The sequence below is a fragment of the Pseudomonas sp. GW821-FHT10C09 genome, from assembly GCF_059415465.1.
In genome coordinates, this window is record NZ_JBWKNG010000036.1 from 1 (window position 1) to 26,021 (window position 26,021).

Below are 26,021 nucleotides of genomic sequence, written 5' to 3' on the forward strand. Positions count from 1 at the left end.
CGGTTACCGGGATAGCGAATTCTTTTTCATGAAGATCAAGAGCGTCTTTCCCGGTAATCCGTGAAGAACCAAAAAAATGGCCCGCTATCGAAATAGCGGGCCATTTTTTATCAATCATCCATTCCCCGGCCACTGAACAAGCGGCTGATCATCTCCATGGAGTATCCCCGATAACTCAGGAAGCGCCCTTGCTTGGCACGCTCCCGAGCGTCTATCGGCAGATGCCCGGAAAATTTACGCCGCCAGGTATCCTCCAACTGCTCCTGCCAGTTGATGCCGCTCTCACGTAACGCGAGTTCGATATCGGCACGTTGCAGGCCGCGCTGACCCAGCTCCTCGCGAATACGCAAAGGGCCGTAACCGGAACGAGCGCGGTAGGAAACAAAGCTTTCGAGGTAACGGGATTCGGACAGCAAGCCCTCTTCCGTCAAACGGTCGAGTGCTGTGTCGATCATCTCTGGGAGGGCGCCGCGCTGACGCAGTTTACGCGTCAGCTCGACTCGACCGTGCTCGCGTCGTGCGAGCAGGTCCATTGCGGTTCGCCGCACAGCGACGAGTGTATCGAGTACGGCGGTCATCGGATCAATCAGATATCAGCATCAGCCAGGTCATCAGCAGTCTCTTTGACTGGCGATGCTTTGACGTCCGGAGCCGGGGTCAGCAACTTGTCACGCAGCTGCTTCTCAAGCTTGGCGGCGATTTCCGGATTGTCTGCCAGAAACTTGGCCGAGTTGGCCTTGCCCTGACCGATCTTGGTGCCTTCATAGGCATACCAGGCACCGGACTTCTCGACGAAACCGTGCAGCACGCCCAGGTCGATCATCTCGCCATTGAGATAGATGCCTTTGCCGTAAAGAATCTGGAACTCGGCCTGACGGAACGGCGAAGCCACTTTGTTCTTCACGACTTTGACGCGGGTTTCACTGCCGACGACTTCATCACCTTCTTTCACCGCGCCAGTACGACGGATGTCCAGACGAACCGAAGCGTAGAACTTCAGCGCGTTACCACCGGTGGTGGTTTCCGGGCTGCCGAACATCACGCCGATTTTCATACGGATCTGGTTGATGAAGATCACCAGGCAGTTGGCGTTCTTGATGTTACCGGTGATTTTACGCAGTGCCTGGGACATCAGACGGGCTTGCAGGCCGACGTGCATGTCGCCCATTTCGCCTTCGATTTCTGCCTTTGGCACCAGAGCGGCCACGGAGTCGACGATGATCACGTCAACGGCGTTGGAACGCACCAGCATGTCGGTGATTTCCAGGGCTTGCTCACCGGTGTCCGGCTGCGAAACCAGCAGGTCGTCGACGTTGACGCCCAGTTTGCCGGCATACTCAGGATCAAGGGCGTGTTCGGCATCGACGAATGCGCAGGTCGCACCGGCTTTTTGAGCCTGGGCGATCACGGACAGTGTCAGTGTGGTTTTACCGGAAGATTCAGGACCGTAGATTTCAACGATACGGCCTTTTGGCAGGCCGCCAATGCCGAGCGCGATGTCCAGACCCAGAGAGCCAGTGGAAATAGCCGGGATCGCCTGACGGTCCTGATCGCCCATACGCATTACGGCACCCTTGCCGAATTGACGTTCGATCTGACCCAGGGCCGCAGCCAAGGCTTTCTTCTTGTTGTCGTCCATTAAAGTCCTCACGTAATCAATAAGGCCTGACGGCCAACACCTGTATAAGTAGCCAGTATTATTCCACAGCGATTCAGGATCGCCTACCCCTGATTTGAGATTTCTGTGGCGGCATGTCGCAGCAGCCCCTCTAGCGCGGCCTTCACCGTTTGTCGGCGGACTTCATCGCGGTTGCCAGGGAAGTGCTGCACCTCGCTGAACACCTGCTCACCGACGCCCCAGGCCAGCCAGACCGTGCCCACCGGCTTGCTCGCAGAGCCGCCATCCGGCCCCGCCACGCCGCTGACCGCCACGGCAAAATGCGCCCGGCTCTGTTCCTGGGCGCCGCGGACCATTGCCTCGACCACCTCGCGACTGACCGCCCCCACCGTCGAAAACAACTCGACCGGCACGTTCAGTTGCTGGGTTTTCTGTCGGTTGGAGTAGGTGACATAGCCAGCCTCGAACCACGCCGAACTCCCCGGAATACGCGTGATCGCCTCGCTGATCCCCCCGCCCGTGCAGGACTCGGCGGCCGTGACATGGGCGTTGAGCACCTGCAAGCGTCGGCCCAGTTCAGCGGCCAGTTGGGTGATTTCTTTCACGGTCATCTCCTGAGCGAGCGGAAGCGAATGAGAACTACCGTACACGAGCGTATCGCGCTTGCAAGGCGCAGGATCAATCAAAATGTGAGGGCGCAAGGGCTCTGATATAGGCCTGACAAGCCTGCCGGGGGTCCACTGCGTCGGTGATGGCGGCAATTCGTTGAGCATGCGCCGGGGCAAGTCCCGCCCAAAGCCGCCAAGAGATCAGACCGAAGACTGGCACAGCACAGCCCTCGCCCGTGCCCAGAGTTGCAGGCGATCCTGCAAGCCATTCAGCCCGCCATTGATGCGCCGGGTGATGCTGTTGAACTGGTCGTGATCGGCGAGTTCGTTAAGGCCGTTCTGCGCCCAGAACCAGGCGGCTGACTCGGCGGCCCATTGGGGTTTTTCCAACAGTTGCGGAATAAACAGCAAGCGATCATCGCCGAACAGTCCAAGACTGCATTGGCGGTAGTTGTCGCGTCCCGTTATCTGGATCAGGCCTCGGCCGCGGTACTTTTGACCATCACCATCCTGCACAGGAGTGTTACCCAAGCGAGCGGCCAAGGCACCAGTATCGTATTTGCCCAGATATTGTTCACTGCCGAGTTCACGCATGTATTGCAACTGCCCGGACTCATGACCGACTTGAGCGAGAAAGACGGCGATACGTTTCGGGGTATTGATGTTGAAACGAGCCATGGCGGTATTGAGCGCAGAAATGAAAACGCTCGCTTGCTCGCGGGCGCCGGGCATGATTTTTAGCAGTTGCCCATCAGTCAGCGGCATAAGAGGTCCTCGGTTTGAATGAACGGCACTGGCCGTCGGAGACCCGCGTCCTTGCAGGTCGGATGCCGGTCGGCACCACTGTTCGCCATCCATTGGGCTTGAGTTTCAGCGATCCTGATGGGTGTCACGCGGGGGCACATCGCATACATCAATGCGCTTTGCCGCCCAACGCTCATAAAGCCCGATGGAAACGTCGGCCCCGGCCATCGCTGTCAGGCAGCCAAACGCCCCCGCCGCCCAGATCGACATGCCGGCGGCGTACAGCAGCATGATGGCCGAGACCCCGCAGACCATGCAGGCCCCGGAACGCAAGGCCAGGCGTCGCAGCAGTGACCAGCCGCGAGCGCCGTCCTTGTCGGCGCGCCACATTTCGCCGGACACCCCGCCCACCAGGGCAAGGACGATGACGAGCCAGATCGGCATGTCCAGCAACGCTAGTTGCTCGTTTGTCATGTCACGCCTCCGGGAGTGATTGATGAGTGGTTCTTTAAAACGGTTTTTTCTTGAGGTGCTTGATGGTCGGTAGGCATTCCAAAAAGCCCGGCGATGGCCGTAATGCTGTTCACTTAAGCATTTGAGTCAAAGCCGGGCTTATCCGAAAATCCGATGCCAGACCTCTGGCATCGGATTTTTTATGTCTGTTCAACAAGACCTGCTCGACATCGGCGACCTTTTCAACTTCTGCGACCTGAGCACCTTTACCCAAAATATTCCCATTGAATGGGTAGCGTCTGCGCTGGATCTTTCCAGTCAGGCCACCATTCGCCGGCGTCGCCTGCCCGCTGATCAAGTGCTTTGACTGGTACTCGGCATGGCGCTGTTTCGTGACGAGCCGGTTCACGAGCCGAAAACGAAAAAGCCCCAGCGAATGCTGAGGCCTGAATAGGGGCGCGTGTCTTTACACGCGGTCTACCAAAACTTCCTCACATCGGACTTTGTTGCATCGATGAGGTCCCGTCGAATTCCAAAATTCTGGATAAATATGCGTTTTCGTGGCGTTGTACCAACCTGCCGTAACAACATTCGCTGCTGCATCGAATCGACATCCAGAGGCACACCTGCTACATCAGGTTCCGCTTAACTTTCGAAACTGGCAGCAACATCAAGCAGAGGTAGGCCATAATCGAAAAAAACAAAACCCCACCCAATATGCCAACGATTGAGTCGTATGAGAATGCTGCAACCGAGAAAACCCCAAATGCAGATGTTAGAAACAAAGGAAGATTCGTAATACAGAAAATAAAAGTTTTAAGCTTAGCTCGCGCATCGCTCACAAACCCACGAACGAATAATCCGACTAATGAAACACCCCAAGAGAAAACTCCAAAAGCCGCAATAAATATCGCAAACATATAGGCTGCGGGGACTCCACTTGTGTCGGTCAAATCATTAGAATTTTCAGGCATTCCGGCAATCGAGTACCCAAACAACAAAAAAGCTGATAACGAGATTCCAAAAAGAATGAAGAACTGTTTCCAAGACTGCATATAGAACCCACCCATATCAAATCAAGCCAAAAGAGATGATCAATATTAGAGGCATTACAACGAGCCCGTCAAACAACCCAACCAAAACTTTAAAAAAAACACACAAAAAACACACAAAAAACACACACAACATCAGTCATGCCAGATTACTGCTGGCATGACGATGTCTAGAGGGATGTCATGTGGCTGACTGATCTACCACTAACACTCAGCTACCGCTGAATATTGATCGGTAGAGAGCCTTTGATTTCAATTTCAAACTCCTTAGCGTTTGTCACCTCTTGAATTTTGCGCAAGATAGTCGTGGCGGACTCTGGAAGAGCGTTTCTGAACGAGCCTTGGTTAGCATCGTACTTGTCATTATAGGCGCGCGCCTCCCCATTGAATTTGATCGCTCCGCTCTCTGACTTGGAGGCAGTACCTTCAATTTTCAAAGTAATATGCCCAAGAACCACGCCAGTATTAAACGAGTCCGCAAAAGTATCATAGGGTACTTTATCAATAAGCACACTAGACGTGCCGACTGGCATAGAGGCGAAATACTGCTCCAGAAGTGGAATATTGGTAACGGAGGGCGTCAATCCGAGCTTGGTAATATCCATCTGAACACCACTGCCGTTGCCATTAATGAAGTGACCCAAAGCAGAAACAGGACCTAAATCTGTAGCGGAGAGTAGATTTGATTGCTGTACAGCATCTACCTTAGTGACAAGTAGAGGATTCTGGTACGCATACCACAATGCAGCCTCAGGGGATACACCATTAACGCACATATAATTGTCCGCAAAAGGCAAAACCTTCAAATCACGGCCCAGTGCCTCTCCGACCATCCATTCTGCAAACTGCCCGCCACTCTTATTCATGTAAAACTCTGCTTCCGAGCAGAGTTTAACGATGACCTGCCGCCACATCCCCTGGACGTAATAATTATTCCTAATTAGTTGCATTTGATTAAATGCAATAGCAGGGTTTTGCAAAGTACCGCCGCCACCTTGATTGAGACCAGGATAAAATGGATCAGGAGCCGTAATAATAATTGGTGGAAGTTCCATACATATACCTATTGAGTCGAATGATTTGGTGCGGATAATTCCGCTTTCATGTCGCTCAAAGGCGATGGCTCGAGGCTCGTGGCCTTCTCATGATTCAACGTCCCGCATCGGGAGCATTTGATCTGGAGCTCGGTAAACTCACCCACACGGGCGAGAAGTCTTTTGCATTTCCCACATCTGCATTCTTTTAACATCTGCAAGTCCGTTTGATTTTCTGCTAGGCACCGCACCGCACCGCACCGCTCGCGCGAGCAGTGAGGGCCTTGGCTGGCTTGCAGGCACAATCTGCTATCTGGCGTTTCTTTTGGGTGTTCGCGCAAGCGCATTTCACTGCGTCGGTAAGGGTTCAATTGAGCATCCAGGATCAAGTGCGAACGCACATTCATCAGCGCCACCAGCCGCATCATGGGAAACGGTGTCTGGCGGTCGGTGGCGGTATTTCCCGACCCAAAGTGATGCCGAAGCTCGGGCGTATCCGGGGTGCGCAAGAGGGCACCGTCCACCGCGAACACCTGCAGGTCATTCCAGGCGTCATCGCCATAGCGCTTCGCGCCCCATTGGGTGCCTGTCTTGCGGAACAACCACTCAACGGGATCAGCGCCAAGCCGCTTGCGAGCTTCGGTTACACCGCTACGGGCAACAGGTGGTCGGAGGCCAGGCCTTGGGCGCAAATGTTCAAACGTCTGGCCACCTCGTGAACCGGCTCGTCACGAAACAGCGCCATGCCGAGTACCAGCCAAAGCACTTGATCAACGGGCAGGCGACGTCGGCGAATGGTGGCCTGACTGGAAAGATCCAGCGCAGACGCTACCCATTCAATGCGAATATTTTGGGTAAAGGTGCTCAGGTCGCAGAAGTTGAAAAGGTCGCCGAGGTCGACCAGGTCCTGTTGAACAGACATAAAAAATCCGATGCCAGAGGTCTGGCATCGGATTTTCGGATAAGCCCGGCTTTGACTCAAATGCTTAAGTGAACAGCATTACGGCGATGGCCGGGCTTTTCAATAATGCGGTCCTGTGTTGACCTTTCGGCGCTACTGGCGCGGTACGAGTCCATTCCGATTGTTTTTCCGACCGCGGTCCCTGCCCGCCGGATAACTGCTTCTGGTGCTTTACGCTGCACACCCGGGTCAGTTGCCAACCCTCTGAACCGTTGAGGCCGGTTCATCGCTGCCTTTGTGGTGAAACCAAGAACTTCGTTTCGAGCTGCTTTGTTGAGCGGCTTGAGACAAAGAATATGCATTGATGCATATACAGTCAATGCATTACCGCATTTATTTACTTGTTACAGATGCGCTAACGCATAAAAACCCGCGAACAAAGGCTCTGGCGGTTTTTAGCAGCCGAAAAAAAACCCGCTCGATCAGGCTGTGTGAAAACACACTGATGGTGGTTCCAGCAAACGCCCCGACTTGTTCGGGGCGTTTGCTTTTGTGCTCACAGCAGACGAAAAAAGGCTTTTCAGCCCATCAACGCCATCAACTGACGTGCGCCCAGCACGTTAATCGCTCTTTTCAGGTTATAGGCGTTCACCGCCAGGGCCATTTCAGCCCTCGTGCCCTCAAGCTGTCGCAGCAAGAAGCGAGCGTTGCCAAATAACCACTGTTTAAGGTTGCCGAAGGGATGCTCGACGATGGATCTTCGGCTGACCATCATTTCGGGATGCGCCTGCATTCGCTGTTCCCATTGGAGTAGCCCGCATCCGCGGTGACCGTCAGTTCATCTTGCGAAAGTTGTTCCTTGGCGGCCTTGGCCATTGGTTCAAGTTGCTTGCGATCATCGCTGTCCTGAGTCACTTCATGGTGCATGATCATGCAGTGCTCAGCGTCCACGGCTGTCTGCACGTTGTACCCGACCCGAGGCCCTTTGTGCGTTCGCAGCATTCGCGCATCGCTTTCGTGGGTATTGAATTGCTCAAGCTCCATCGATTTCATCAGCGCCTGGCACGTCAGGTTATTGGAATGCCTGACCTCAAGTTGTGCCAAAGTCGTCTTGATTGCACTGCGGTCAATCTTCTCGCCGGCTTCGGTTTTATCTGCCTCATCCAGCTCGGCCAAGTACTGGGCAATGCGTTTATCCAGCTTCTGCTCCTGGTGTTTGAGCCGTTGCAAGCTCGTATGGCGCCGCGAGGAAGCAACAGCCTGGAACTTGCTGCCATCAATGGCCACCAACTCGCCGGTTATCAACCCCGCTGTGCGACAAAACTGGACGAAGGCCCGGCACGTCGCGATGAAAGCGGGTTTGTTGTCTTTACGGAAATCGGCAATGGTCTTGAAATCGGGCTTGAGTCGATTGATCAGCCACATCACTTCGATATTGCGCTGGCACTCGGCTTCGAGGCGCCGTGATGAACGGATCCGCTGGAAATAACCGTAGAGGTAAAGTTTTAGCTGATCGGCTGGATCGTAAGAAGGCCGGCCGGTGCTTTTGGGAAGTGCTTTATCAAAGCCTAGTCGCACCAGATCCAGCTTGGCGACGTAAAGGTCGATAACGCGAACGAGGTGATCCTCGGGGATCAACTCTTCCAGCGATACCGGAAACAGGCTGGTCTGGCTGCGGGACTGTTCCTGGATGTAGGCCATAACGAAAAATGCTCCGTATCTTTCGATACGGAGCATTTTCTTCGAGCGCTGTGCAGATTGCTAGGTTTTCACACAGCCTGCGATGGCGGGTTTTATCTGGCAGTGACGAGGTTAACGGGCGTACATGCCCCACCAGAAGACGTGACCAAGGATGACAATCTGCTCTTCCTGGATTTCCTGGAAGGTGTAGTCCTCGTCCGGATGCTCATCGCGATTGAAGCTGCGCAGGCGGATCCCGGTCGGCAGGCGATACAGCTGTTTCACCCGCAACTGACCGTTATGGTTGATTGCATAAAGGTCGCCATCAACGATGTCACCAATCCCGCACTTGCCGGCGTTCACGCCAACGGTGGCGCCATCGCGCAGCACCGGCAACATGCTGTTGCCGCGCACCGTCACGCATTTGGCCTGGTCGAACTGCACGCCGTTATGGCGCAAGCTCCGCTTGCCGAAGCGCAGGCTAGAGCGCTCGCTCTCTTCGATGACGAATCTTCCTGATCCAGCAGCCAATTCAACCTCACGAAGAAAGGGGACCGACACCTCGTCGTCATCGACGGGGGTATCGTCGTCCCACAGACTTATGTCCTTGAGTTCGGAATGCACTGCATCGCGTGCGGCATGGCCGGCCGGCGCGACATCAGCGCGGCCACGCAATTGATCGGTGCTCACGGCGAAGTACTCGGCGATTTTCGAGATGTGTTTATCCGAAGGATCGACGATCTTCCCGCTGAGGATCCGCGAGAGTGTGGATTGAGGCACGCCGGTGCGACGGTGAAGCTCCGTAGGGGAGATCCCGTGCTGATCGAGCAGTGCTCTTAGGACGGTAGAAACGTTGCGTTTTTGCATAACGCGCATAGTGCTTGTTCTTTTCGTCGAAGACAAATGCTGTTTTGCATAGTTCGTGCATATCCGCCGGGAAGGTGCCGTGGGGCTTTCATGCCTGCGTCGGGCAGACTGCCCATGGTAATCTTGCGCCCATCGCGGAAAAGCCGGGCCAATGCCCCTCCTTTTGCCCTACACCTTTCAACGAGTTTTCCTGAATTTCCGATGAATAAAGCCATCTCCGATCTGTCTTCCCACACGCCAATTGTGCTGGAGTATTAACGCAAAAAAGCCCTACACCCGCGATTTACGAGGGGTGTAGGGCTAGTTTGACAGATCAGGAATATCGGTACATTGGCATTAAAAGGCATGGGTTGGCATATGGTTTGCCCCATTTTTGCCCCATCAAGATCGCTTGCCTTGACCTGGCGAACCTCCCTGTAACGGTCTGCTATTACCATGACAATTCTCTTTCAGCTTGGTGAACGGGGTCGCTGAATCCTCATCAGGCAAAACTTCGTCGCTTTTCCCTGATCGCTTGAGCGCCTTCATGGTTACAGCCCTTCTCTCCTTAACAAGGATCAACGCATCCGCGAAGGAAATGCCCTGCTCATCGGCAAGTACTTGGGCTCGATTCCTAAGCTTTGATTCTCGGTACGCAGAATGCTTCCCCATCGCCACCACTCCGGACCGAATGCGATTACAGGTCGTCGCGTCACTGTAGCCAGAAACAGACAAGCTAGAATACTGTATATGCAAACAGCATATTCAAGGCATCACTGTGGATCCCTACGAAATCGAAGACACCAGCGACTGGCTTGGCTGCCCAACCGAGCTTGAAACCTGTCGCCACTACTTGCGCCTTCTGGAAAACGAAGTCCAGGAACTGAACCTGCAATTGCGTACGTCTAGAGAAACTATTTTTGGCCTGGTGAAGATGTATGACGATGCCTCCGCGCAGCGGGATGAGGCGATGAGAAATCTTCGGGAGCGGTCTGGGCAGCTCGCGATCGTGCGCAAGCAGTTGTACGACCTCGACATGGTCTCAAGAGGTCACAAGCGCGAGGTAGACCGGCTCCGTGGAATTCTGGACGGCCTCACGCCTAACTCAAAAACGATCATCTAAGCTCAGTATTCGGCGTGAGGGTTTAGCTATGTGCGGACGACTATCTCAGTACCGGGGTATCCACGACTTCGTTGCAGCCCTGAGCATGCCCAACGCCCTGGCCAACACCGCCGGTGATCAGCCATTCGAACACTATAACGCCGCGCCCTCAACCCAGCTCGCCCTATTCCATCTGGAAACGGACTAAGCAATGATGACCGGAAAGAATAAGACATCAAATTTAAAACAATCTCAACGTGCTAAGTGAAAGGACTCGACAACATGCAATTACAAAACGCAGAAAAAGTTTTAGATCTTATCGCTGAATATGGGCGAATGAAGAGACTTGAAGGTTTCACACCTCAGTCACGAGGACAAGAGCTCAACGGACTGATCGCAAAGATGTTCTCCTACTGGGGCCTTGACGTAGATGCCAATATTAGAACCCCCGACAGCAAAGGAGAAATTGACGTTGCTGTTATAATAAACTCCAAGCATTTTGTCATAGAAGCAAAGTGGGAAGAAACAAAAACTGACACAGGCCCTATCGCTAAACTTCAAAAGAGAGTGCGCCAACGTGTTGTTGGTACTACCGGCCTTTTCATTTCAATCGCCGGCTACACCCCGGACGCGCTAAAGGACGCCACCGACGGTGATGCATTAAACGTCATATTCTTGGGCAAGGACCACTTAGAAGCCATGCTTAGTGGATTTGTATCGCCTATAGAAATGATTGATCAACTGGTGAAAAAAGCTGCCCATGAGGGAATAGGCTGGTCCCCCTTGATTGACCTATACCGACAACCTTATTTAACCAATATGGAGCCGAACTTTACAGACAACGGAGTGATAGCAGATGCGATTAGCAGTTCCTCAGAGGATATTGATCTGCAATCTATAATAACAAACCTGCCTTTTGGACAATGCGGAATAGCCACTAAATCCCCAGACGAATTAATACTGACCGTAAATGAAGGCATCTACTTAGCCAACATCAAGAAAGGAACATCCACACCCCTACTCAACTTTCCAGACTGCGTCGGCAACGTCATAATTGACATTGATGGTGGAATTTACATCCGCAGAAATGCAGGCATAGCAAAGTTGCATAATGGAAAACTCATTTGTATTGGAGGAGGTTTGATTTGCCACTCAAATCTGATGACGCACCCTGACGGATCCCTAAGAGTTTTCTCAATGACGCGAAACTCGGCCATGCCAGCAAACAACAACAAAACGCTCATTACAACATTCAGCAATGAGCTCGGCGACCAATCATCCAACTACACAAAGGAAGAACCCCATCAGTTTTATGCGACATGCTATTCATCTAATGGTGACTTATTGCTACTCGGTCATGGCGGCGTTTTATTACTAGGTGAGAACAAGCGAGAACTCTTGTACGACCACAGTTCAACCCCACTATCTAACACGAGCGGCATATTCAGGACATCCGAAAATGAATTCTATATTTGCAGCAATAGATCAACAATCTGGAAATTAGATCGCTCGAACAAGTTGCACGAACAATTTAAGATCAATTTTATAAATGGAATTATGACAATTTGCGACAGACATCAGAATGGAGGACTTGCCTGGGGCATTTTCCAAAATCAAGCACAAGATACCAAAAGCTGCGTTATAAAGTGGACATCCAATTAGTCGCGCCTCCACGTCAACCTTGTAAATTAATCCACTAAAAGGCTGCCGCTAATAATAAACATGTTTGGACGGGCTAGCTACGGACTCTCCTGAGTAGTGACTTTTCGTATATATGACTGGCATGCCGCCAGGGCGATCAGTCCTCGATCACCGTCACCGGTGATGGCGACAATTCGTTGAGCATGCGTTGGGTTAAGTTGGGCTCGTAAGGCTCCATGATCCATGCAGCCGGCGCCGGCGGCGGTAGGCATTGAGTCACTACCGGCTGGAGCTTCAGCGAGGATGACTGACAACCGTAGATCAGAAGTGGCAAGGCGATCGCGTAGGCGAGCTTGTTTATTTTGTGCACTGGTCAAAGCCTCATGGTGGGTTTGGTCGCTATCGGCAAGCCGCTGCTCAAGGGCGAAACGCTTGTCCTGTTCTGTGCGCACCTGGGCGACAGCAGCGTTGCTGATGGCGGCGAGATCGTTGTTGTAAAGCGCGGACTGCTCGGCAAGCTGTTTGCCGAAGCGCCAGTTCTGGACCTGCCAGGTGGCCACGGCGCTACCCACCATGAGCACCGTGATCAACGCTAGCAAACCAATGAGCTTTTGCACCGGCGTCATCACGGCACATCCTTGAAGAAAAGGTGATGACCGCGATGCAGTGTCTGCTTGGCGCTCTTGGTCCAAGTCGGAGCCTTCGGCATCGTTGTCGCGTAGTAGTGCGTCGCGCCACCGGTAGGATCGGGCACTTTTCCATCAATCACCTGGTCAGCAGCAATCCGCGCCTGGGCGAGCTCGCGGAACGGGATAGCCTTTGCTCCACTCAGGTAGGGGAAGTTCGGGTCGTTCTTGTTCCAGCAGCTGAACTGATACGGCTTCTGGCACACGCCGGCGTAGCCCTCCCCCCACCATGACTTGTCCTTGCCATCGTCCACACGGTTGCGGATGGTCCAAGCCACAGCGATCTGCCCGACAAGTTCCTCGCCGCGGGCTTCCCCCCACAGCGTGCGGGCGAGGATGTCACGGTCTCTTTCGGTAATAGACATCACGTTTCTCCAGGCAAAAAAATACCCGCTCATTGGCGGGTGTGGCCTACTTCATTCAGGACTTACTCGGGCACTACTGGCCATTCTATGGCTTGTGGAAAACTGGCCTGGTTCTCGATGCGGTTCAACGCAACCCGGTACTTCTTCCATTTCGTGAGTAATGCCACGTCCTCGGGAGTGGCGTCGTCCACGTCGACCGCATCCTGCAACGGGTCAATACGAATGGCCGCCGTGCGCAGCAAGTCATCTCGCTTGCCAAGTGCCTGATCCGATGCTTCCTCGTCACTCAATGGCGGGGGTGGTGGCGCATCGATCCATGCAAGGCGCCCATCCTTGACACCCAAGATCTTGTTGAATGGCGCCGACTGCTTCCAAAAACCAATCAGTTCGGCCTCGGTCAACTCAACAAGATCCGCCGGCCAACTACCCTGTGCTTCGTAATATTCGGCGTCCTCACCCTTATAGAACCCGAGCGAGGCAGGTGAGAAAAAAATCTGTTCTGTGGGCATAACTTATCGTCCTATAGAAATCCATTGCGCACTGAAGCCGCCCGAGGATTTAGCCCCGGTGGTGGTTTTGTAAAACGGCATTGTGAAGCCACCGAGGATTGCCCCGGTCGAAAGGTACGCCGCATCAGTGTTTTGCCCTGACACCGCAATGGTGATTGCCTGCAAGGTCGAGTAGGCAAGTGGATAGTTGACGTTGATATCACCGGATGCGTTAACCGTCGCCGTGCCCCAGTTGATAATGAGGCCGCCGGGAACGTCGGGAATTCGGATGTAATCACTTGCCCCAAAAGATCTCTTGGAAAACAAACTCATGACCGCGGCTACGGAAGGCACTAATGAAGTATCCGTCCCTGTAGCCATTTGCGCCGACGTTGCAAGCTTGGCCAATCCGCGCGCAGAAGTAGTGGCCATGGTGCCGCCACTGGAGCTTTGAAGCAGCACCCAAGACCCGCCACCAATTGAAGTGTTGTACTGCAACCAGACATCACCGTTCGCCGCAATGTCCCCAGCCTGAAGCGCGACATGCGAGAGCCCTACAATCGGTTTCGCGCCAAGCCCATTAACGTCAAATGTACTGGCCCCGGTGTTTGCTGTTTTCGCTTTGATCATCAGTAACAGCCCGTCAGCCAAGGCAGTAACCGCCGGCGAAAACGCCGCTACGTATAGGTTTGCAGCCCCCGTGTCTAGCGCATATAGAAGCTGCCCAGACTGAATTATCTTTCTGACGGCCAATAGAAGTTGCGCATGGTTGTTTTCATCAGGTGCCAGTCCCGCTGCCCTAATGACAGCCAGTATTTCTTCAGTGACCGCATTACCCCATGCCGATGGAATCAACGATCCCGGCGTGCCGGCTGTTGGGTTCTCATCAATAAACTTGCCATCTACCAGGCCAATGCTCGGCACACTAATAGGAAAATCCACGTTCTTACCCCTCAGTCATAATTGATATGCACAACGGTATGCGCCGGCGCTGGTCGACGGATCGAGCATTCCAACGGATTGCCCGGGTTGGCCCCGAAGCGCTCTCCCCAATAGCTCACGCCGAAGCGGCGGCCCTGCTTCTGGCGCCCACCGGTGTTGAGCGTCCATATGAATTGCGCACGCCACGTGCCGAAATGCGCCGAGCCAAAACGAGAACGCCCCATACGGGGCGCTCGGTGTTCAGTGATGGTCGCGTCGGGGTAGCCCTGGCTCACGGCGATCTCGATGAAGTACGCCGGGCTCTGCCCCCCGACCTCAACGAGCCGCCGCCGAACAGCTAGGCGGCGATCCTCAAAAGCGGGGTTAGGGCCGAGGCACTCATCAGGCAGCCCCATTACCGCTTCCCAGTCAGGAACAAGCTCACTCACGCTCGCAGGATCCATCTCGTTCAACAGGTCCACCGCCCGGGCATCCACGCGGGAAAACTCAAGGGCGACTCCGGTCAGCACCAGATCAATTTCCGGTACCAGGTCCGGATCCCATGCAGGACCCGCAGGCAATAAGCCACGAAGCTGAAGTCGGTATTGGTCAGCGGTTCTGGCTACAGCCATGTGATACCTCCGAACGTCAGCAGTTGATTGGCGGCTGCGACGACATCAGCCGCCGGCACGCTCAGATGATGATCGGTCTCGCCGGACGATCCACTGATGGCTTCAGCAATGTGGGTCAGCAGAAGCGTTTCGCCTAACCCGGCTTCACGTTCATGCAGATCGATCAGCTGCGCCTGAATTGCTGCCCTCACCACGGAGGTGTCCGGTACTGCATGGATGCTGTACAGCACCGGCACCTTGACTGGTGGCAAGACGTAAAGCTCTGCCGTCACGGGGCGCCTGAAAGGAGCTTCGATGTAAGCCTTCACCTCGGCCAGCTGTGTTGGATTCGGGATTGGCTCGACATCCCCATCGCGCATTACGAACAAGCCCACCGTGCCAGGCCCTAGATAATTGCGCCGACACCAAGCGCGGGTGATGCCCGGCACCTCTAGAGCCCAAGTTTCATAGTCGTCCGCCGAGCCGCCATGTGGTATTACCCGATAAGATCGCACCACCCTTGCGCGGAGTGACTCAACGCTTTCCTTGGCGATGCCTCCCACCACACCAGGCGCCAGAACTGTGAACTGGTTTGTCACGCCAGCAACCGGCTGCACTAGGGTTAAGGTCAGTCCCGCATCAGCGTTGCCCAAGACACCTGCGTCAACAGCCTCGACCGTGGTGGTGTTCAGCCCGGCCACGGTGGTGACACTTGTTGTCACTTTGTAGGTACGCCCGTCCCCCGCCTGCAACACCACATCAACGTCGAGCACGGCACCTGCTGCCGCAGTAAAGTTCACCGGTCCCTCAGCGGGTTGAGCAGGCTTGCGGGGCTGGTTCAGTCGCAGCAGCGCGACTCGCTCCAACGTTTCTTCATCAGCCCGATCCGGCAATATTTGTTCAGCGATCCAGTCGAGATAGCCGTACAAGCCATAAGCCGTGCCACCCAAGGTTCTGGCTAACACCTGCGCATCGGAGCGGCGCAGCGAGTCGCTTGCCAGATCGCCCTGGGTGCGCCCAATCAAGACAGGTAACGAAGGCGTTTCAAACGGCATAGATCACCTGCCAAGAAGAGGGTTGTTTGATTTCAAGCCGAGCACCGCTGGAAACAGTCAGCGTGGGAATCAGATTCAACCGGTTGATATCGACCTTTTCGCTGGCAAGGACGACGTCGGTCACGTGGCCATCATCCAACAACCATTGAAGGGCTTCGCGCGCGTAGGCCTCTGCATCACTTTGTGTTTGTGGTGTTAGCTTCACCCGCCGTAACAGCCACAAGCGCGAACCGATACGGTCATCGGCAATGGCTGGGTAACTGTCTCCCCACCAGCCGAAACGCTCGTCGTCATCAACACGATCATCTGTTTCGGCGCGGCGCCAGGTGTACAGACTGATGGTCACGGCACGAATCAGCGAAGCCTCTAGATCAGAACTGATGACCATGATCAACCTCCCGCGACTGGTGCGCCGCTCTGGCCACTACCGGCTTGAACGCCACCGTGAGGGTGATGAATCTGGCTGACACCAGCCGCAACCTGATCACCTTGCGAGACGATTTGCCCGGTCTGGTTGATTACGGGGGTGTCAATGTTCACAGCCGTCGTCGCCTTGATGTTGAGCGTGCCTGTCTCTATGTCGATGATCCGGCCACGCTTGAAATGAATCCGATCACCTTCGTCGGTGAAGATTGCCACCTCACCCGGCTCAAGCTCCTGTATGCGGTACCGGCGATCAGTCGCCACCAAAACCACCGCATGGGATCGGTCACCGCCGATGAACGCAGTGAGTACTTCGGCCCCGGCCAGCGGGTTGCTGGTGAATCCGTAAGGTTCGAAATGTTCGGCGCCATCTTTGAGCTCGCCGGCGGTGAGGCGAACTTGTAGGCTCTGAAGCTTCTTGGCTGCATCGACCAGCACAACCGTGCCGCGAGCCAGCATAGTTTTGAGGTTCATTTTTTGGGCTCGTAGTCAGCGGGAATGAGGTATTCGAAGTTGTCGCCCTTGCCGCCCTTCTTCACTTTTCGTTTGCCGTGCGGATCCTTGGGCTCAGGCTCAAAACTCTCAGGCGGCCCCAGTTCCAGCTTGGTGAGAGTCCCCTGCTCGCTCAACGTGTAGGTGATGCGCGAGATCAACATGTCGCGATCCATGCCAATGACAGGGTCGATCACGCGGGTGATCATGTTGTGCCGCCAGAGCTGACCATTGGATTGACGCCAGCCTTGCACCACATAGGTGACGGTCATCGCCTTTCCCATACGGCTGCTTCGCTCCCAATTGGCCCGGGCACTCGCAAGCTCGTTGGTCACCTGTCCGGACTCCTGAATGATCAGGACGCGCTTGCGGGTCGTGCGGTCATCGGTCAGGACGGCGGATACTTCCGCGGCGTCGGGGCCGAACTCAACGTCGGTTCCGCTCTTTTGTCCCAGCACCTGGTACTCGGAAAATACGCCGGAGAAATCGAGCGGCGCCTCGCCGGTCTTGACGTTCTTACCGACCTCCACTGCATCAAAGGTGCGCCCACCACTGCCGGGGCTGGCCAGCACTGCCGCACCGCGCGCGTCGTCAGTGGAGAACACCCGAAACAACGTCAGCAGCCTGTCGATGGAGGCGAACGCCGTCTCTCCCGGCTCGATGGTGTGGTCGGAAAGTTTGCCACCCTCGGGAATCTCACTGGTGACCGTGATGCCGTACGGCCCCGCCAGCGCCTTGACGATGGACAGCACCGACTGGTTGTTCCATTGACCCGGTTTGTTAACTGCCGCGCAGTCGACCAGGTCCGCGGTCAATGATCGGCCACTGATAGATTTGGTGATTTGCTTATCGTCATGGCTGACCGGCGTTGCGAACACCCAAGCGGTCAGCACCAGGTCATCACCGATCCGCACTTGGCACTTGTCCCCTTGGCGGATTGGGATGTTCTGAATTTGTCCCGGCCACTTCCAGGTCAACGACACGTTGAAGGAGCGGGCCTGATCTTCAAGCCCGGCAGTGATTTCCACCGATTTCCAGCCGAAGTAATCCATGCCGCCAACCGTGAGGCTGACCGCGTTTTGATCGTCAGGCATGGTTACCTCTGGGCGATTTTGATGGGCACTGAGGGCACGAAGCCCGGGTGCTGAATGCGGTTGCGCTGCACGACTTCGGGCGCCCGTGTGGCATCGCCAAAACGTCGATAGGCCAGCACCAACGCTGAAAGGCTTTCCGGTGGTGTGACCTCGACCAGCTTCACGCCCGACTGCGCGACGGCCGTCAGGTGTTTCACCACGGTTTGGCGGAAAGTGTTCAGCACCAGGTAATGCGCCGGGTCGGCCTTCAGCGAAGCTTCGTGTATGGCTTCATTGAGAGTGTCACGCAACTCGATCACGTCATCCGCAACCGGCACGTCCGGCCGCACAATCGGCTGCACCGCCTGCTGATCAACCGACGGCATCGACTCTATTGATTCTGGCTGCGTGGCCACAGGCAATTCGCTAACGATCAGGCCGATCTGCACCAGTGTTGAATCCTGCACCAGGTTTGCCGCCGCCTGCGAAGCAGTGATCGCATCGGTACCACCAACCGTGCTGACTGTGTTGATGCTGCCGACCGCTTCCGTTTGCTGGGTGGCTTCGGCAACTGCCGCTCGATAACCGCCGCCAGCATTACCGCCCGAGCTTGACCGACCGCTCGAACTTGAGCCAAAAAAATTGAAGCCTGAAAAGCTGCTGAAGTAGCTGGAAAAGAGTGAGGACAGCGAACCAGGGGAGTTCATCAGCGACTGCGCAAAACCTGTGACATCCGTGAAGACACTCACGAACGGCGCGAACTGCTGCTGAATTACAGAAAAGACGTTCGTCAGGCTGTTGCGCATTTGCATCAGCCCCAATCGCGCCTGGTTCACGGTGCCCATGGCGGTCTGATAACGATTGAGCGACGACGTCAACAGGCTTTCAGACGAATCTACCACCTGTGCTTGCGTGTTGACCTTAGCCGCTGGTGTCTTCAACGGCATGTCCGGATAGAACGTCAGATCAAAGCTGATCATGCCGCCGCCCATGAGGTCGTGAGACATCTCACACTCGCCGGCCTTGACCTGCATTTTTCCAAGCCACGGGTGGACCAGTTCCCCACCACCCGGCGTGTTCAACGCTTCAATCAACTTGTCTCGACGGTCAAAGCAATCAGCGCCGATGACCCACCCCGTCATCTTGTGCACCTGGGACTGCTTGCCCAGTTGCTCGAAGAATGGTGTATCCCGCTGCGGAAATTCGTGCAGCTGTCCCTTCATGCCGACCGGCACCGAGGTCTGAGGGATCAAGAAGCTAATCCCTCGGAACGAAGCCGGCAACAACTGATCACGCCACGTTGCCGTCATTGGTTGGGCCTCATAATACCTATAGATCGAGTACCGACACTGGGCTTGATGTTCAGGCCTGGCTGGTTGGTTTTGGCTTGGTCAACAGTGGTGCCCGGCGGTGCGCCGTTGAGATTGATGTTGAGCTCACCATTGAGTTTCGGTGCCTGATTGGCCGATGCCTGCTGAAGCAACCCGCTGGACTGATTGGCCAGATTCGGCCGACTCAACAACTTGTCAGTACTCGGGATGCCTGCCGCGTTGTTCATCATCCGCTGGTAACGCTGAGCACCCTCGACTGCGCCGGCTTCAACGAACGCGCCATCACCGCCGCCCGGTCCTGCGTTGCGTACGCGTTGCTCTTCGGCAAACTCGTTGGCTTTATTGGTCGCGGTTTTGATGATGCCTTCACCACCCTCACCGCCGCCGAAGTACTTCATCATCGGCTCAATGATCGGTTTCAACTTTTCCCAAAGCTTTCCAAACCAGGCTGCAATCGGCTCCCAGTTCTTGACGATCATTCCCAGCGGGGTCCATTCGAACATTCGCCCGAGGAAGTCCATCACCGGCGTGGAAACGGCGACCAATACATTCCACAACGACGAGAACAGCTCGGTCAGCGGCCCCCAGTTTTCGATCACCAACCCGATCGGGGAGAATGCAAACGCCTGCTTAAACCAGCCCCACAGGACCATGGCCGGACCTTTGATCTTTTCCCAGATCGCTTCGAAGTACGGCGCAACCGTCGCCCAGTTGGCAATCAACAAGCCCGCTGCGATCGCAATTCCACGAACGATCAATCCGACCGGAGACATCGTCGTAACAGCGCTCAGGATCTTAGTTGCTACCACGGCCCCCATCACCGCTAAACGCAGCACACCGAAGGCAACGCCGGCACCCAATACCCCACGGATAACACCAGGGTGCTCAGCGGCAAGCGAAGACATTTGGGAAATAGCTGGGCCGATCTGGTCCATGAAGTCATTGAACGGCGGCAGGAGGCCAGAACCTACAGCAACACCCAAGCGGGTGACCTTATTGGTCAGAAGCTGCATGGAGTTGGCAGTGGTCGCAGACCGCGCCGTGTATTCCGCCTCCATCGAACCCGCAAATTTTCCCTCCGTGCCTACGGCGCCGAAGCTGGACTTCAACAGATCGAGGTTGGTCAAAAGTGGCGCGATCGCGGACACCGACTCAGTGCCGAACAGCTGCGTCAGTAACCCGGCCTGCTTCGCCGGATCAACCTTAGCTATGCGCTCCAGCACGTCTTCGATGGTGCCCTGGGCATCCTTTTGCATGCTCTTCGAAACTTGCTTCACGTCCAGCCGCAGCGACTTGAAAGCATCCGATTGCTGTTTGGTGGCCGCACTGCCTTTTGTCAGCGACAGCATGAAGTTCTTCATGCCCGTCGCAGCCACTTCACTTGGCACGCCCACGCCGGCGAGCGTTGCGCCCATCGCGGCAACTTGCCCTGCCGACAGGCCGGCGATGCCACCCAATGAACCGATACGGGTCACGATGTCGGAGATCTGCGCAGCCGACGAAGGGCCGATGTTGCTCAGGTAGTTGATCTTGTCAGCCAAGGTAACGACTTCCGGCTGCGTCATTTTGAATGAGGTCCGCCACTTCGCCATCATGTCGCCGGACTGGTCCGCTGTCTGATCGAAAGCGATGCCCATTTTCACCGCGTCCTCGGCGAATTGCTTCAGCTCACCACGGGCGAAACCGGCTTGGCCACCGGCGGCAACGATGGCCGCGATGCCGCTCGCCGCCATCGGCATTTTCTCCGACATATCAAGCACGTCCTGCCCCATCTGCTTGAACTGTTCGGGCGTGTCGAAGGTGACGACCTTCTTCACATCGGCCATGGACGTTTCAAATTCCATGGCTGCACGGGCACCAGCGATGAACGGCGCCGCAAAGGCGCCGCCCTGCAACATATCCTTGAATCCGATGTTGCCAAGACCGCTGCTGTTCATCTGTTTGCGGAAGCCCGCAACGTTTTTGCGGATCCCGGTCAGTGTCGGCGACAGCTTGTCGACGCCGGTGATCAACGCCTTGAGCTGGAACTTGTCCGCCATCACTACACCTGCTGAAGTTCGTTAATACGTTGGGCGTGCTCAAGACATTCCGTGAGCGCATCCAGTGGCCTGGCCATCATCTGTTCGGGGTCAACCTTCCAGAACCAGGCCAGGTCGTAGGCGACTGAAATCAGGTCGTTGATGGAGCCGACGCCGCACTCATGAAAAAACCGGCGACCGCCCAGCTCAGCGCGTTGAGGTCAGCCAGATCCAGTTGGTTGACCGATGACGGCGGGATGCCCGCACAGACCGCGATGTATTTCGCTGCCACATCCATGTCGAGCCCGACCTCTTCGTTTTTGTCGATCCGATACGGCAGCGCCTTGATGGCGCGCACTTCCTGCACAGTCGGTCGACGCAGTGTCAGCTCAGTCAGAGGCTCGCCATGGGCCTCAATGGCCACCTGAAGTTTTACTGCGCCCGTCATTGCCATACCCCTTTGATGCCGTCGAATTGCAGTTCAATGGTGCCGTCATCACCTTTCGACGTCGGCTCATCGACCAGGTACGCACCCGAAAGGACGTATACCTTGCCGTTGTTGAATTCACAGGTGACCGTCATGTCGGTGCCTTCGGTCAACGTCTTGATCGAAAGCGCCGGATCATGGATGGCGGTCATCTTCAGATAAGGCGCCAGCTCTTCTTCCTTGTAGAAACCCGGATAAACCGTCTCTCGTTTTTTATCCATCAGCGGCGCTTCGGCGCCACCGGTGACGGTCAGCTGCATGCCGTCCACCTTGATGTAGGCCGTGCCCGCTACTTTTTTGCCCATGGGTTGTATCTCCAGAAAGAAAAAGCCCGCTCAGGGCGGGCTTGGTGATCGTGGTCAGCGTTACGCGGCGGCGTCGTACTGGAGGCGGAACTGGTTGAGCAGCGCAAAAATGCGCAGGCCGTTGATGTAATCCGGCGGGAACAACACGTTCACCCGGCTCGGATCATTGCTGTCGCGCTCTACCACCAGGTGCTCCGCGAACAGGTCGGCGTTTTCCACATGGCCTTCCTGCTCGAGCTTGGCGTACTGCGCAATCAGCTCGCCGCGAATGGTGCTCGGCGTGACGATCGGCTGGCCGGCACCGAAGCGCGTACCGTCGCTGGCCAGCTTGTGGCGGCCGTACTTGCTGGTGATTACGCTCTGCATGCGCCGGATGATGAACGCCGACTGGTGCATCGTCTCGCTGTCCAGGTACGAATTATCCGCCTGGCCATACGCGTTCTTTTGGTAGGTGGTGATCGAGCGCTGGATGCGCACGTAGCCACCTTCGTAGTAGGCCGTTGCAAGGCCGTAGGTCAGAAGCGACTGACGCTCCGTGAGCGTGAACCGCTCGCTGGCCGGCGCCGGATCCAGCCCGGGCAGCGAGCCGCTTTGTGTTGGCCGGCTGGCATCTGCCGAGATGAATACCGAAGTGCGCGCCGCCAGTGCCGCTGCCTGCACCCAGACCGGCTGGGGCACGCCCGGCTCCACCGCCTGGATGGTCATGTGCTGATCGTTGCGGGCCTGGCCTGCCGCCACCAGCGTACCCAAGGTGCCGCGCTTCGCTGTGTAGACGTGGCCGAACAGTTGCTTGGCCCAGCTCCAGCGGCCAGTGTTGTCATCCATCGCATCTTTCCACGCATTCAGCGTGGTGGTGTCCGACCAGGGCACGCAGATGAATTCGAACGGCTCATCGCCCAGAGCTGCTACCGCGTCGATCTGGTCCGGCGCACCGACGCCACCCGTCAGCTGGGTCGTAACGACGGTCAGGCCCGCGGGGGTGGCCTCGCCGCTGGACTTGCCCAATCGGTTCAGGACCAGACCGATATCGTTGCCGCTCTCACCTTTCCACTTGCAAGTGAGCGTGACCACGCCCGCCGCGGCTACAGCGGTGATCGGCAGGTCTGGAGTGGCGTTGATCTTCACGGCCAAGGCCGATGCCGCGATAGCCGGCGTGGCCGCCGCAACGACGACCGACTGCACGCGAACACCGCCGACGTAAAGATTCAACAAGCCCGGCTCGGTCGCCGTACCCGTGACGGTGACGGTCGCTGTGGCTGCGGTACCAGTTTCGCTTTGTAACGGTAGGCACCAGATCTCGCCAATCGGATCAGTCTTGCGCCAGGTTTCGTACATTGCCGCCAGCATCGAACCTTGCCCGCCGATATCCTTGGCCAGACCAAGGCTCGACACAAGCACCAGTTGGCCGATGCTTTCGCTAGTGGCGTTACCGTTGACCTGTGCAACGATCAGCCGGCGCATGGCCGACGATGCACTGTTGGCCGCCGAGTTATCCATCTCCGCATAGAACAGCGGCACACGCACATCGGCGGGGATGTTGCTGAATCCGATAGCCATTATTGCGCTTCCTCGGGTTTCGGCGCAGTGACGCCCTTGGTGTATTGAGCTTTATCAGCCTTGAGGATTACGTCCCCATCCGACTGGCGGCGGCGCCACCACGCGTTATCTGGGACTTCCCGGCCTTCAACAGGCAACAGGTCGCCAGCCTCCGGATCGGGCACAGAGCGGCCAGAGGCCGGCACCACAGTGATGCGTTTGGTCATGGTGTTACGTCTCCTGAGAATTTCGCTTCAATGCGCCCATCCGGGCCAGGTCGTTGCAGGTTCGGATCTGCCGGGTCGATGCAGTCCATGTTGAAGGTCGCGCCGGTGAATGGCGCCAGCCCATCAAGCTCAAGCTCATGCCACGTCTCAGCCGGTTCATTTGGCTTGCTGCGTCCGAGCTGGAACTCGGCGGTGAATAGAAACTGGTACACCACCCGTGCCCTGCTGGTGTGAAGCAACGCACCTTTGCCATATTCGACGGGCTCGTATTCCGGGGCCGGGCACCAACCGATTAAGGATCGCCAGAGTTCAGCGCGCAGGTCGTGCAACAAATCGTTGGCCTCCTGGCCACGCTCATCGCCAGCCTCCAGAACAATCACCACAGCGAACTGATCAGTGATGTCTTGAATGACGGCGGTTTGGGCTTTGTTCGGGCCGCCAACATCTGCCGACGCAATGACATACGCCGCGGGAAATGTGAGCTTTGCGCTTTCGACAACAGCATCCCAGTCGATGCCGCCAGTGACTCGACCGGCAAAGGTGGGACATGTCGCTCGAATGTGAGCAACGATAGGGTTCAATTTCATTGATTAAATCCCAGGTATAAAAAAACCCCGCATCAGCGAGGTTTTTTTGAAGAAGCTATTCAGCCCTTTTTAAAACTTTCCACTACAGAACCAACATCAATGTCGGATGGCAGCGGGAGCTTCATAACTGTGATATCTGACTCACTGGAAAACTTAGTCTCGGCCAATTGGCGAGCGCTTCCATTTACCGGCTTGAACTTGTCTGCCTCGTAAAGCCAGACTTGCGGCGGGCTGTTTCCATTGAGCGTGTAGTTCCAACAGCCGATCATAGATCGACTGCCTACCACCTTCGACTCACACTCGACAGAGCCTTTCGGGTAAACCTTGTGGTTCATGTAAATGAGCGTGATACGGTCGATTGCAGCACTTGGTGCTTTGTCAGCAGCCACGGCTGCATTCACGTTCATGACAATCGCCACCACGGCGATAGGAGCAAACAGGTTCAATAGTTTCATGACAACTCCCTGTAAATAGAAGAGCAAGCCTATCCCATAGGCGTTTCGCAAGTCACGACAACGCAGCGGCGAACGCGGATTTCAGAATTGATTCGACCTGCGAAGACGAATCCTGCAGGGCATCAGCCATGTAGTTATCACGTGGCTTGATCCGCCATTCGCCAGCCGCGCGCTCGGCGACAAGCCTGGCCCGCGCGCCAGCTGCCCTTCGATTTTTCCGCCCCTTGCCCATCCCGGGCGCGAGCTTTGCCGGTTTCCTTCCCTTTTTTACGCCGTAGTGGAGGAAGGCGGGATAAAACTCTTCCATCGCAGATGTTTTGGACGGCGCGATTCGAACGAGAAAACCCGCACGAGACACCTTGAAGCTAATCGACTGGACCGTTGCCCCTGTGCGATTGACCGGGTATCCATCTTGCCCTTTACCCAAAGCCAGATTCATTTGCGCTTTCTGAGTTACAAGCAGTCCAACCTTCCGCATCCCCGCGCGAATCTTGCGTTTGTCGAATGCGTCACGCTCAAAATTGTCGAAACCTTCAATGTGCAGGTAACTATCAAGCGACGCCGAGTTAGACATAGATACCTCCGCCCACCTGCGTAAGACCCAGCTCTTCAACTTCGAGAACAGTGAATCGCGTTTTTCCGTTCATGTTGAAACCACGCCTTACGCGGTACAGCGTATCGCCGTGAACAACCTCAAACGCGGTCGTGATCCCCTTGCGATAACGCAGGATTACTCGGTGGGTTATTTTCGATTCGGTTTGAACACTGCCCGTGTACACGGCAGAGCCCACCGGTTCAATCTTCGCCCACCGAGGATTGAGGTCTGAGAAAACCGAATCCAACCCCATGTCGTCAGCGGGCTCATCATCACGTCGACGCAGGGTCACATGTTTATCCAGCTCGCCTGCACCTGGTTCTCGATAGGCCATTTAAACCCCCATCTTCACCCGGTAAGGATGCAGCAACGACTTCGAGCCCATTGGCAATTCGATGACCGATGCGACGTTAACGCCAGTCACGCTGTCCTCACGATTGGCGTACAAGTGGCCGAGGATGAGCAGGCACGCCGCCGTGATCGATGGAGCAATCACTATTGGATCATCACCTGCCACACCGTCGATGACCGCAGCTGCCAAGGCGGCTGTATCGACGTAGAAACAACGCTGCATGTACTGCGCAGCACTGTCCTCGGCGGCAGCAAGCAACACCTCGACATAGCCCCGGTCTTCAGTCTCTGCGCGCAAATGCTGCATCGCCAGATCAACCGATATTGCCCCCATGA

Annotated in this window: 31 protein-coding genes and 5 pseudogenes; 4 read left to right on the plus strand and 32 right to left on the minus strand. The window is 55.8% G+C overall.

All coding sequences use genetic code 11. The annotated features are described in order from the left end of the window. Positions 1-110 precede the first annotated feature (110 nt). The 6 genes and pseudogenes from recX to AC07N8_RS27435 form a co-directional block, all read right to left on the minus strand. Complete coding sequence (gene recX / locus AC07N8_RS27410; RefSeq protein WP_027925005.1) at positions 111-578, minus strand: recombination regulator RecX; 468 nt, start codon at positions 576-578, stop codon at positions 111-113. An 8-nt stretch (positions 579-586) separates the two neighbouring features. Beyond that, positions 587-1,639, minus strand: a complete 1,053-nt coding sequence (gene recA, locus AC07N8_RS27415; protein WP_007907270.1) for a recombinase RecA — start codon at positions 1,637-1,639, stop codon at positions 587-589. Positions 1,640-1,722: 83 nt separating this feature from the next. Further along, complete coding sequence (locus tag AC07N8_RS27420) at positions 1,723-2,223, minus strand: CinA family protein (protein ID WP_483840483.1); 501 nt, start codon at positions 2,221-2,223, stop codon at positions 1,723-1,725. A gap of 73 nt (positions 2,224-2,296) precedes the next feature. Beyond that, positions 2,297-2,455, minus strand: a pseudogene (locus AC07N8_RS27425) (lysis protein); the annotation flags it as partial. Continuing rightward, the gene (locus AC07N8_RS27430) at positions 2,428-2,991 is read right to left on the minus strand and encodes a glycoside hydrolase family 19 protein (protein ID WP_493147227.1); all 564 of its coding nucleotides are present in this window, start codon (positions 2,989-2,991) and stop codon (positions 2,428-2,430) included. The gene AC07N8_RS27430 and the pseudogene AC07N8_RS27425, both read right to left, overlap by 28 nt. A gap of 105 nt (positions 2,992-3,096) precedes the next feature. After that, on the minus strand, positions 3,097-3,444 hold the full coding sequence (locus AC07N8_RS27435; protein WP_493147229.1) for a phage holin family protein: 348 nt from the start codon (positions 3,442-3,444) through the stop codon (positions 3,097-3,099). A 181-nt stretch (positions 3,445-3,625) separates the two neighbouring features. On the opposite strand from AC07N8_RS27435, the pseudogene AC07N8_RS27440 reads away from it, so the two are divergent. Continuing rightward, positions 3,626-3,787: pseudogene (locus tag AC07N8_RS27440) on the plus strand (transposase domain-containing protein); the annotation flags it as partial. A gap of 265 nt (positions 3,788-4,052) precedes the next feature. Here the strand turns inward: AC07N8_RS27440 and AC07N8_RS27445 are convergent. From AC07N8_RS27445 to AC07N8_RS27470, 6 genes and pseudogenes are all read right to left on the minus strand, one after another. Beyond that, a complete protein-coding gene (locus AC07N8_RS27445) occupies positions 4,053-4,478 on the minus strand; it encodes a hypothetical protein (protein WP_493147230.1) in 426 nt (141 codons plus the stop codon). 212 nt (positions 4,479-4,690) lie between these two features. Next, positions 4,691-5,530: a lipid II-degrading bacteriocin gene (locus AC07N8_RS27450; protein ID WP_493147232.1), complete on the minus strand. Its 840-nt coding sequence runs from the start codon at positions 5,528-5,530 to the stop codon at positions 4,691-4,693. An 8-nt stretch (positions 5,531-5,538) separates the two neighbouring features. Further along, positions 5,539-5,724: a Com family DNA-binding transcriptional regulator gene (locus AC07N8_RS27455; RefSeq protein ID WP_493147234.1), complete on the minus strand. Its 186-nt coding sequence runs from the start codon at positions 5,722-5,724 to the stop codon at positions 5,539-5,541. Between the two features lie 81 nt (positions 5,725-5,805). Further along, positions 5,806-6,431: pseudogene (locus AC07N8_RS27460) on the minus strand (IS4 family transposase); the annotation flags it as partial. Between the two features lie 559 nt (positions 6,432-6,990). Further along, positions 6,991-8,111 (minus strand): annotated as a pseudogene (locus tag AC07N8_RS27465) (transposase). A gap of 111 nt (positions 8,112-8,222) precedes the next feature. Beyond that, positions 8,223-8,957, minus strand: coding sequence for a LexA family transcriptional regulator (locus AC07N8_RS27470; RefSeq protein ID WP_493146865.1), 735 nt, complete (start codon positions 8,955-8,957; stop codon positions 8,223-8,225). A gap of 757 nt (positions 8,958-9,714) precedes the next feature. Here AC07N8_RS27470 and AC07N8_RS27475 point away from each other — a divergent pair. From AC07N8_RS27475 to AC07N8_RS27485, 3 genes and pseudogenes are all read left to right on the plus strand, one after another. Continuing rightward, the gene (locus tag AC07N8_RS27475; RefSeq protein WP_493146777.1) at positions 9,715-10,059 is read left to right on the plus strand and encodes a hypothetical protein; all 345 of its coding nucleotides are present in this window, start codon (positions 9,715-9,717) and stop codon (positions 10,057-10,059) included. A gap of 28 nt (positions 10,060-10,087) precedes the next feature. Beyond that, positions 10,088-10,243: pseudogene (locus tag AC07N8_RS27480) on the plus strand (DUF159 family protein); the annotation flags it as partial. A 77-nt stretch (positions 10,244-10,320) separates the two neighbouring features. Next, positions 10,321-11,700, plus strand: coding sequence for a restriction endonuclease (locus tag AC07N8_RS27485; RefSeq protein WP_493146779.1), 1,380 nt, complete (start codon positions 10,321-10,323; stop codon positions 11,698-11,700). Between the two features lie 77 nt (positions 11,701-11,777). On the opposite strand, the gene AC07N8_RS27490 is transcribed toward AC07N8_RS27485, so the two are convergent. The 20 genes from AC07N8_RS27490 to AC07N8_RS27585 form a co-directional block, all read right to left on the minus strand. Beyond that, complete coding sequence (locus AC07N8_RS27490; protein ID WP_493146781.1) at positions 11,778-12,305, minus strand: lysis system spanin subunit; 528 nt, start codon at positions 12,303-12,305, stop codon at positions 11,778-11,780. Continuing rightward, the gene (locus AC07N8_RS27495; RefSeq protein WP_493146783.1) at positions 12,305-12,730 is read right to left on the minus strand and encodes a cell wall hydrolase; all 426 of its coding nucleotides are present in this window, start codon (positions 12,728-12,730) and stop codon (positions 12,305-12,307) included. The genes AC07N8_RS27490 and AC07N8_RS27495 overlap by 1 nt, the downstream gene beginning before the upstream one ends. Positions 12,731-12,792: 62 nt before the next feature. Then, positions 12,793-13,239, minus strand: coding sequence for a tail fiber assembly protein (locus tag AC07N8_RS27500; protein WP_493146785.1), 447 nt, complete (start codon positions 13,237-13,239; stop codon positions 12,793-12,795). A 3-nt stretch (positions 13,240-13,242) separates the two neighbouring features. Next, the gene (locus AC07N8_RS27505) at positions 13,243-14,160 is read right to left on the minus strand and encodes a gp53-like domain-containing protein (RefSeq protein ID WP_493146787.1); all 918 of its coding nucleotides are present in this window, start codon (positions 14,158-14,160) and stop codon (positions 13,243-13,245) included. 11 nt (positions 14,161-14,171) lie between these two features. Beyond that, positions 14,172-14,771, minus strand: a complete 600-nt coding sequence (locus tag AC07N8_RS27510; protein WP_493146789.1) for a YmfQ family protein — start codon at positions 14,769-14,771, stop codon at positions 14,172-14,174. After that, positions 14,762-15,805: a baseplate J/gp47 family protein gene (locus tag AC07N8_RS27515; protein WP_493146791.1), complete on the minus strand. Its 1,044-nt coding sequence runs from the start codon at positions 15,803-15,805 to the stop codon at positions 14,762-14,764. The genes AC07N8_RS27510 and AC07N8_RS27515 overlap by 10 nt, the downstream gene beginning before the upstream one ends. Then, entirely contained in the window at positions 15,795-16,193 is a 399-nt protein-coding gene (locus AC07N8_RS27520; RefSeq protein WP_493146793.1) for a phage GP46 family protein, read from the minus strand. The genes AC07N8_RS27515 and AC07N8_RS27520 overlap by 11 nt, the downstream gene beginning before the upstream one ends. 2 nt (positions 16,194-16,195) lie before the next feature. Further along, on the minus strand, positions 16,196-16,702 hold the full coding sequence (locus tag AC07N8_RS27525; protein ID WP_493146795.1) for a phage baseplate assembly protein V: 507 nt from the start codon (positions 16,700-16,702) through the stop codon (positions 16,196-16,198). Continuing rightward, positions 16,699-17,814 (minus strand): phage baseplate assembly protein, encoded by a 1,116-nt coding sequence (locus AC07N8_RS27530; protein ID WP_493146797.1) that lies wholly within the window; start codon positions 17,812-17,814, stop codon positions 16,699-16,701. Before AC07N8_RS27530 ends, AC07N8_RS27525 begins: the two co-directional genes overlap by 4 nt. A gap of 2 nt (positions 17,815-17,816) precedes the next feature. Further along, on the minus strand, positions 17,817-19,103 hold the full coding sequence (locus AC07N8_RS27535; RefSeq protein ID WP_493146799.1) for a DNA circularization protein: 1,287 nt from the start codon (positions 19,101-19,103) through the stop codon (positions 17,817-17,819). Beyond that, positions 19,100-21,163, minus strand: coding sequence for a phage tail tape measure protein (locus AC07N8_RS27540; protein ID WP_493146800.1), 2,064 nt, complete (start codon positions 21,161-21,163; stop codon positions 19,100-19,102). Before AC07N8_RS27540 ends, AC07N8_RS27535 begins: the two co-directional genes overlap by 4 nt. A 130-nt stretch (positions 21,164-21,293) precedes the next feature. Beyond that, on the minus strand, positions 21,294-21,590 hold the full coding sequence (locus AC07N8_RS27545; protein WP_154912983.1) for a phage tail assembly protein: 297 nt from the start codon (positions 21,588-21,590) through the stop codon (positions 21,294-21,296). Then, positions 21,587-21,934 (minus strand): phage tail tube protein, encoded by a 348-nt coding sequence (locus tag AC07N8_RS27550; protein WP_493146802.1) that lies wholly within the window; start codon positions 21,932-21,934, stop codon positions 21,587-21,589. The genes AC07N8_RS27545 and AC07N8_RS27550 overlap by 4 nt, the downstream gene beginning before the upstream one ends. A 60-nt stretch (positions 21,935-21,994) precedes the next feature. Further along, a complete protein-coding gene (locus AC07N8_RS27555) occupies positions 21,995-23,491 on the minus strand; it encodes a phage tail sheath subtilisin-like domain-containing protein (protein ID WP_493146804.1) in 1,497 nt (498 codons plus the stop codon). Further along, positions 23,491-23,697 carry a DUF2635 domain-containing protein gene (locus AC07N8_RS27560; RefSeq protein ID WP_493146806.1) on the minus strand — a complete coding sequence of 69 codons (207 nt, stop codon included), beginning with the start codon at positions 23,695-23,697 and terminating at the stop codon, positions 23,491-23,493. Before AC07N8_RS27560 ends, AC07N8_RS27555 begins: the two co-directional genes overlap by 1 nt. Beyond that, positions 23,694-24,284, minus strand: a complete 591-nt coding sequence (locus AC07N8_RS27565) for a phage tail terminator protein (protein WP_493146807.1) — start codon at positions 24,282-24,284, stop codon at positions 23,694-23,696. The genes AC07N8_RS27560 and AC07N8_RS27565 overlap by 4 nt, the downstream gene beginning before the upstream one ends. 59 nt (positions 24,285-24,343) lie before the next feature. Further along, on the minus strand, positions 24,344-24,739 hold the full coding sequence (locus tag AC07N8_RS27570; RefSeq protein ID WP_493146809.1) for a hypothetical protein: 396 nt from the start codon (positions 24,737-24,739) through the stop codon (positions 24,344-24,346). A 52-nt stretch (positions 24,740-24,791) separates the two neighbouring features. Continuing rightward, complete coding sequence (locus tag AC07N8_RS27575) at positions 24,792-25,313, minus strand: hypothetical protein (RefSeq protein ID WP_493146811.1); 522 nt, start codon at positions 25,311-25,313, stop codon at positions 24,792-24,794. Next, complete coding sequence (locus tag AC07N8_RS27580) at positions 25,306-25,668, minus strand: phage head closure protein (protein WP_493146812.1); 363 nt, start codon at positions 25,666-25,668, stop codon at positions 25,306-25,308. Before AC07N8_RS27580 ends, AC07N8_RS27575 begins: the two co-directional genes overlap by 8 nt. Further along, positions 25,669-26,019: a head-tail connector protein gene (locus AC07N8_RS27585; protein WP_493146814.1), complete on the minus strand. Its 351-nt coding sequence runs from the start codon at positions 26,017-26,019 to the stop codon at positions 25,669-25,671. Positions 26,020-26,021 lie beyond the last annotated feature (2 nt).

Bases quoted from the DNA above. Each gene is read 5' to 3' on its own strand.
- recX (WP_027925005.1), bottom strand. From the start codon at position 578: ATGACCGCCGTACTCGATACACTCGTCGCTGTGCGGCGAACCGCAATG.
- recA (WP_007907270.1), bottom strand. From the start codon at position 1,639: ATGGACGACAACAAGAAGAAAGCCTTGGCTGCGGCCCTGGGTCAGATC.
- AC07N8_RS27430 (WP_493147227.1), bottom strand. From the start codon at position 2,991: ATGCCGCTGACTGATGGGCAACTGCTAAAAATCATGCCCGGCGCCCGC.
- AC07N8_RS27435 (WP_493147229.1), bottom strand. From the start codon at position 3,444: ATGACAAACGAGCAACTAGCGTTGCTGGACATGCCGATCTGGCTCGTC.
- AC07N8_RS27445 (WP_493147230.1), bottom strand. From the start codon at position 4,478: ATGCAGTCTTGGAAACAGTTCTTCATTCTTTTTGGAATCTCGTTATCA.
- AC07N8_RS27450 (WP_493147232.1), bottom strand. From the start codon at position 5,530: ATGGAACTTCCACCAATTATTATTACGGCTCCTGATCCATTTTATCCT.
- AC07N8_RS27455 (WP_493147234.1), bottom strand. From the start codon at position 5,724: ATGTTAAAAGAATGCAGATGTGGGAAATGCAAAAGACTTCTCGCCCGT.
- AC07N8_RS27470 (WP_493146865.1), bottom strand. From the start codon at position 8,957: ATGCAAAAACGCAACGTTTCTACCGTCCTAAGAGCACTGCTCGATCAG.
- AC07N8_RS27485 (WP_493146779.1), top strand. From the start codon at position 10,321: ATGCAATTACAAAACGCAGAAAAAGTTTTAGATCTTATCGCTGAATAT.
- AC07N8_RS27490 (WP_493146781.1), bottom strand. From the start codon at position 12,305: ATGACGCCGGTGCAAAAGCTCATTGGTTTGCTAGCGTTGATCACGGTG.
- AC07N8_RS27495 (WP_493146783.1), bottom strand. From the start codon at position 12,730: ATGTCTATTACCGAAAGAGACCGTGACATCCTCGCCCGCACGCTGTGG.
- AC07N8_RS27500 (WP_493146785.1), bottom strand. From the start codon at position 13,239: ATGCCCACAGAACAGATTTTTTTCTCACCTGCCTCGCTCGGGTTCTAT.
- AC07N8_RS27510 (WP_493146789.1), bottom strand. From the start codon at position 14,771: ATGGCTGTAGCCAGAACCGCTGACCAATACCGACTTCAGCTTCGTGGC.
- AC07N8_RS27515 (WP_493146791.1), bottom strand. From the start codon at position 15,805: ATGCCGTTTGAAACGCCTTCGTTACCTGTCTTGATTGGGCGCACCCAG.
- AC07N8_RS27520 (WP_493146793.1), bottom strand. From the start codon at position 16,193: ATGGTCATCAGTTCTGATCTAGAGGCTTCGCTGATTCGTGCCGTGACC.
- AC07N8_RS27525 (WP_493146795.1), bottom strand. From the start codon at position 16,702: ATGAACCTCAAAACTATGCTGGCTCGCGGCACGGTTGTGCTGGTCGAT.
- AC07N8_RS27530 (WP_493146797.1), bottom strand. From the start codon at position 17,814: ATGCCTGACGATCAAAACGCGGTCAGCCTCACGGTTGGCGGCATGGAT.
- AC07N8_RS27535 (WP_493146799.1), bottom strand. From the start codon at position 19,103: ATGACGGCAACGTGGCGTGATCAGTTGTTGCCGGCTTCGTTCCGAGGG.
- AC07N8_RS27540 (WP_493146800.1), bottom strand. From the start codon at position 21,163: ATGGCGGACAAGTTCCAGCTCAAGGCGTTGATCACCGGCGTCGACAAG.
- AC07N8_RS27545 (WP_154912983.1), bottom strand. From the start codon at position 21,590: ATGACGGGCGCAGTAAAACTTCAGGTGGCCATTGAGGCCCATGGCGAG.
- AC07N8_RS27550 (WP_493146802.1), bottom strand. From the start codon at position 21,934: ATGGGCAAAAAAGTAGCGGGCACGGCCTACATCAAGGTGGACGGCATG.
- AC07N8_RS27555 (WP_493146804.1), bottom strand. From the start codon at position 23,491: ATGGCTATCGGATTCAGCAACATCCCCGCCGATGTGCGTGTGCCGCTG.
- AC07N8_RS27560 (WP_493146806.1), bottom strand. From the start codon at position 23,697: ATGACCAAACGCATCACTGTGGTGCCGGCCTCTGGCCGCTCTGTGCCC.
- AC07N8_RS27565 (WP_493146807.1), bottom strand. From the start codon at position 24,284: ATGAAATTGAACCCTATCGTTGCTCACATTCGAGCGACATGTCCCACC.
- AC07N8_RS27570 (WP_493146809.1), bottom strand. From the start codon at position 24,739: ATGAAACTATTGAACCTGTTTGCTCCTATCGCCGTGGTGGCGATTGTC.
- AC07N8_RS27575 (WP_493146811.1), bottom strand. From the start codon at position 25,313: ATGTCTAACTCGGCGTCGCTTGATAGTTACCTGCACATTGAAGGTTTC.
- AC07N8_RS27580 (WP_493146812.1), bottom strand. From the start codon at position 25,668: ATGGCCTATCGAGAACCAGGTGCAGGCGAGCTGGATAAACATGTGACC.
- AC07N8_RS27585 (WP_493146814.1), bottom strand. From the start codon at position 26,019: ATGGGGGCAATATCGGTTGATCTGGCGATGCAGCATTTGCGCGCAGAG.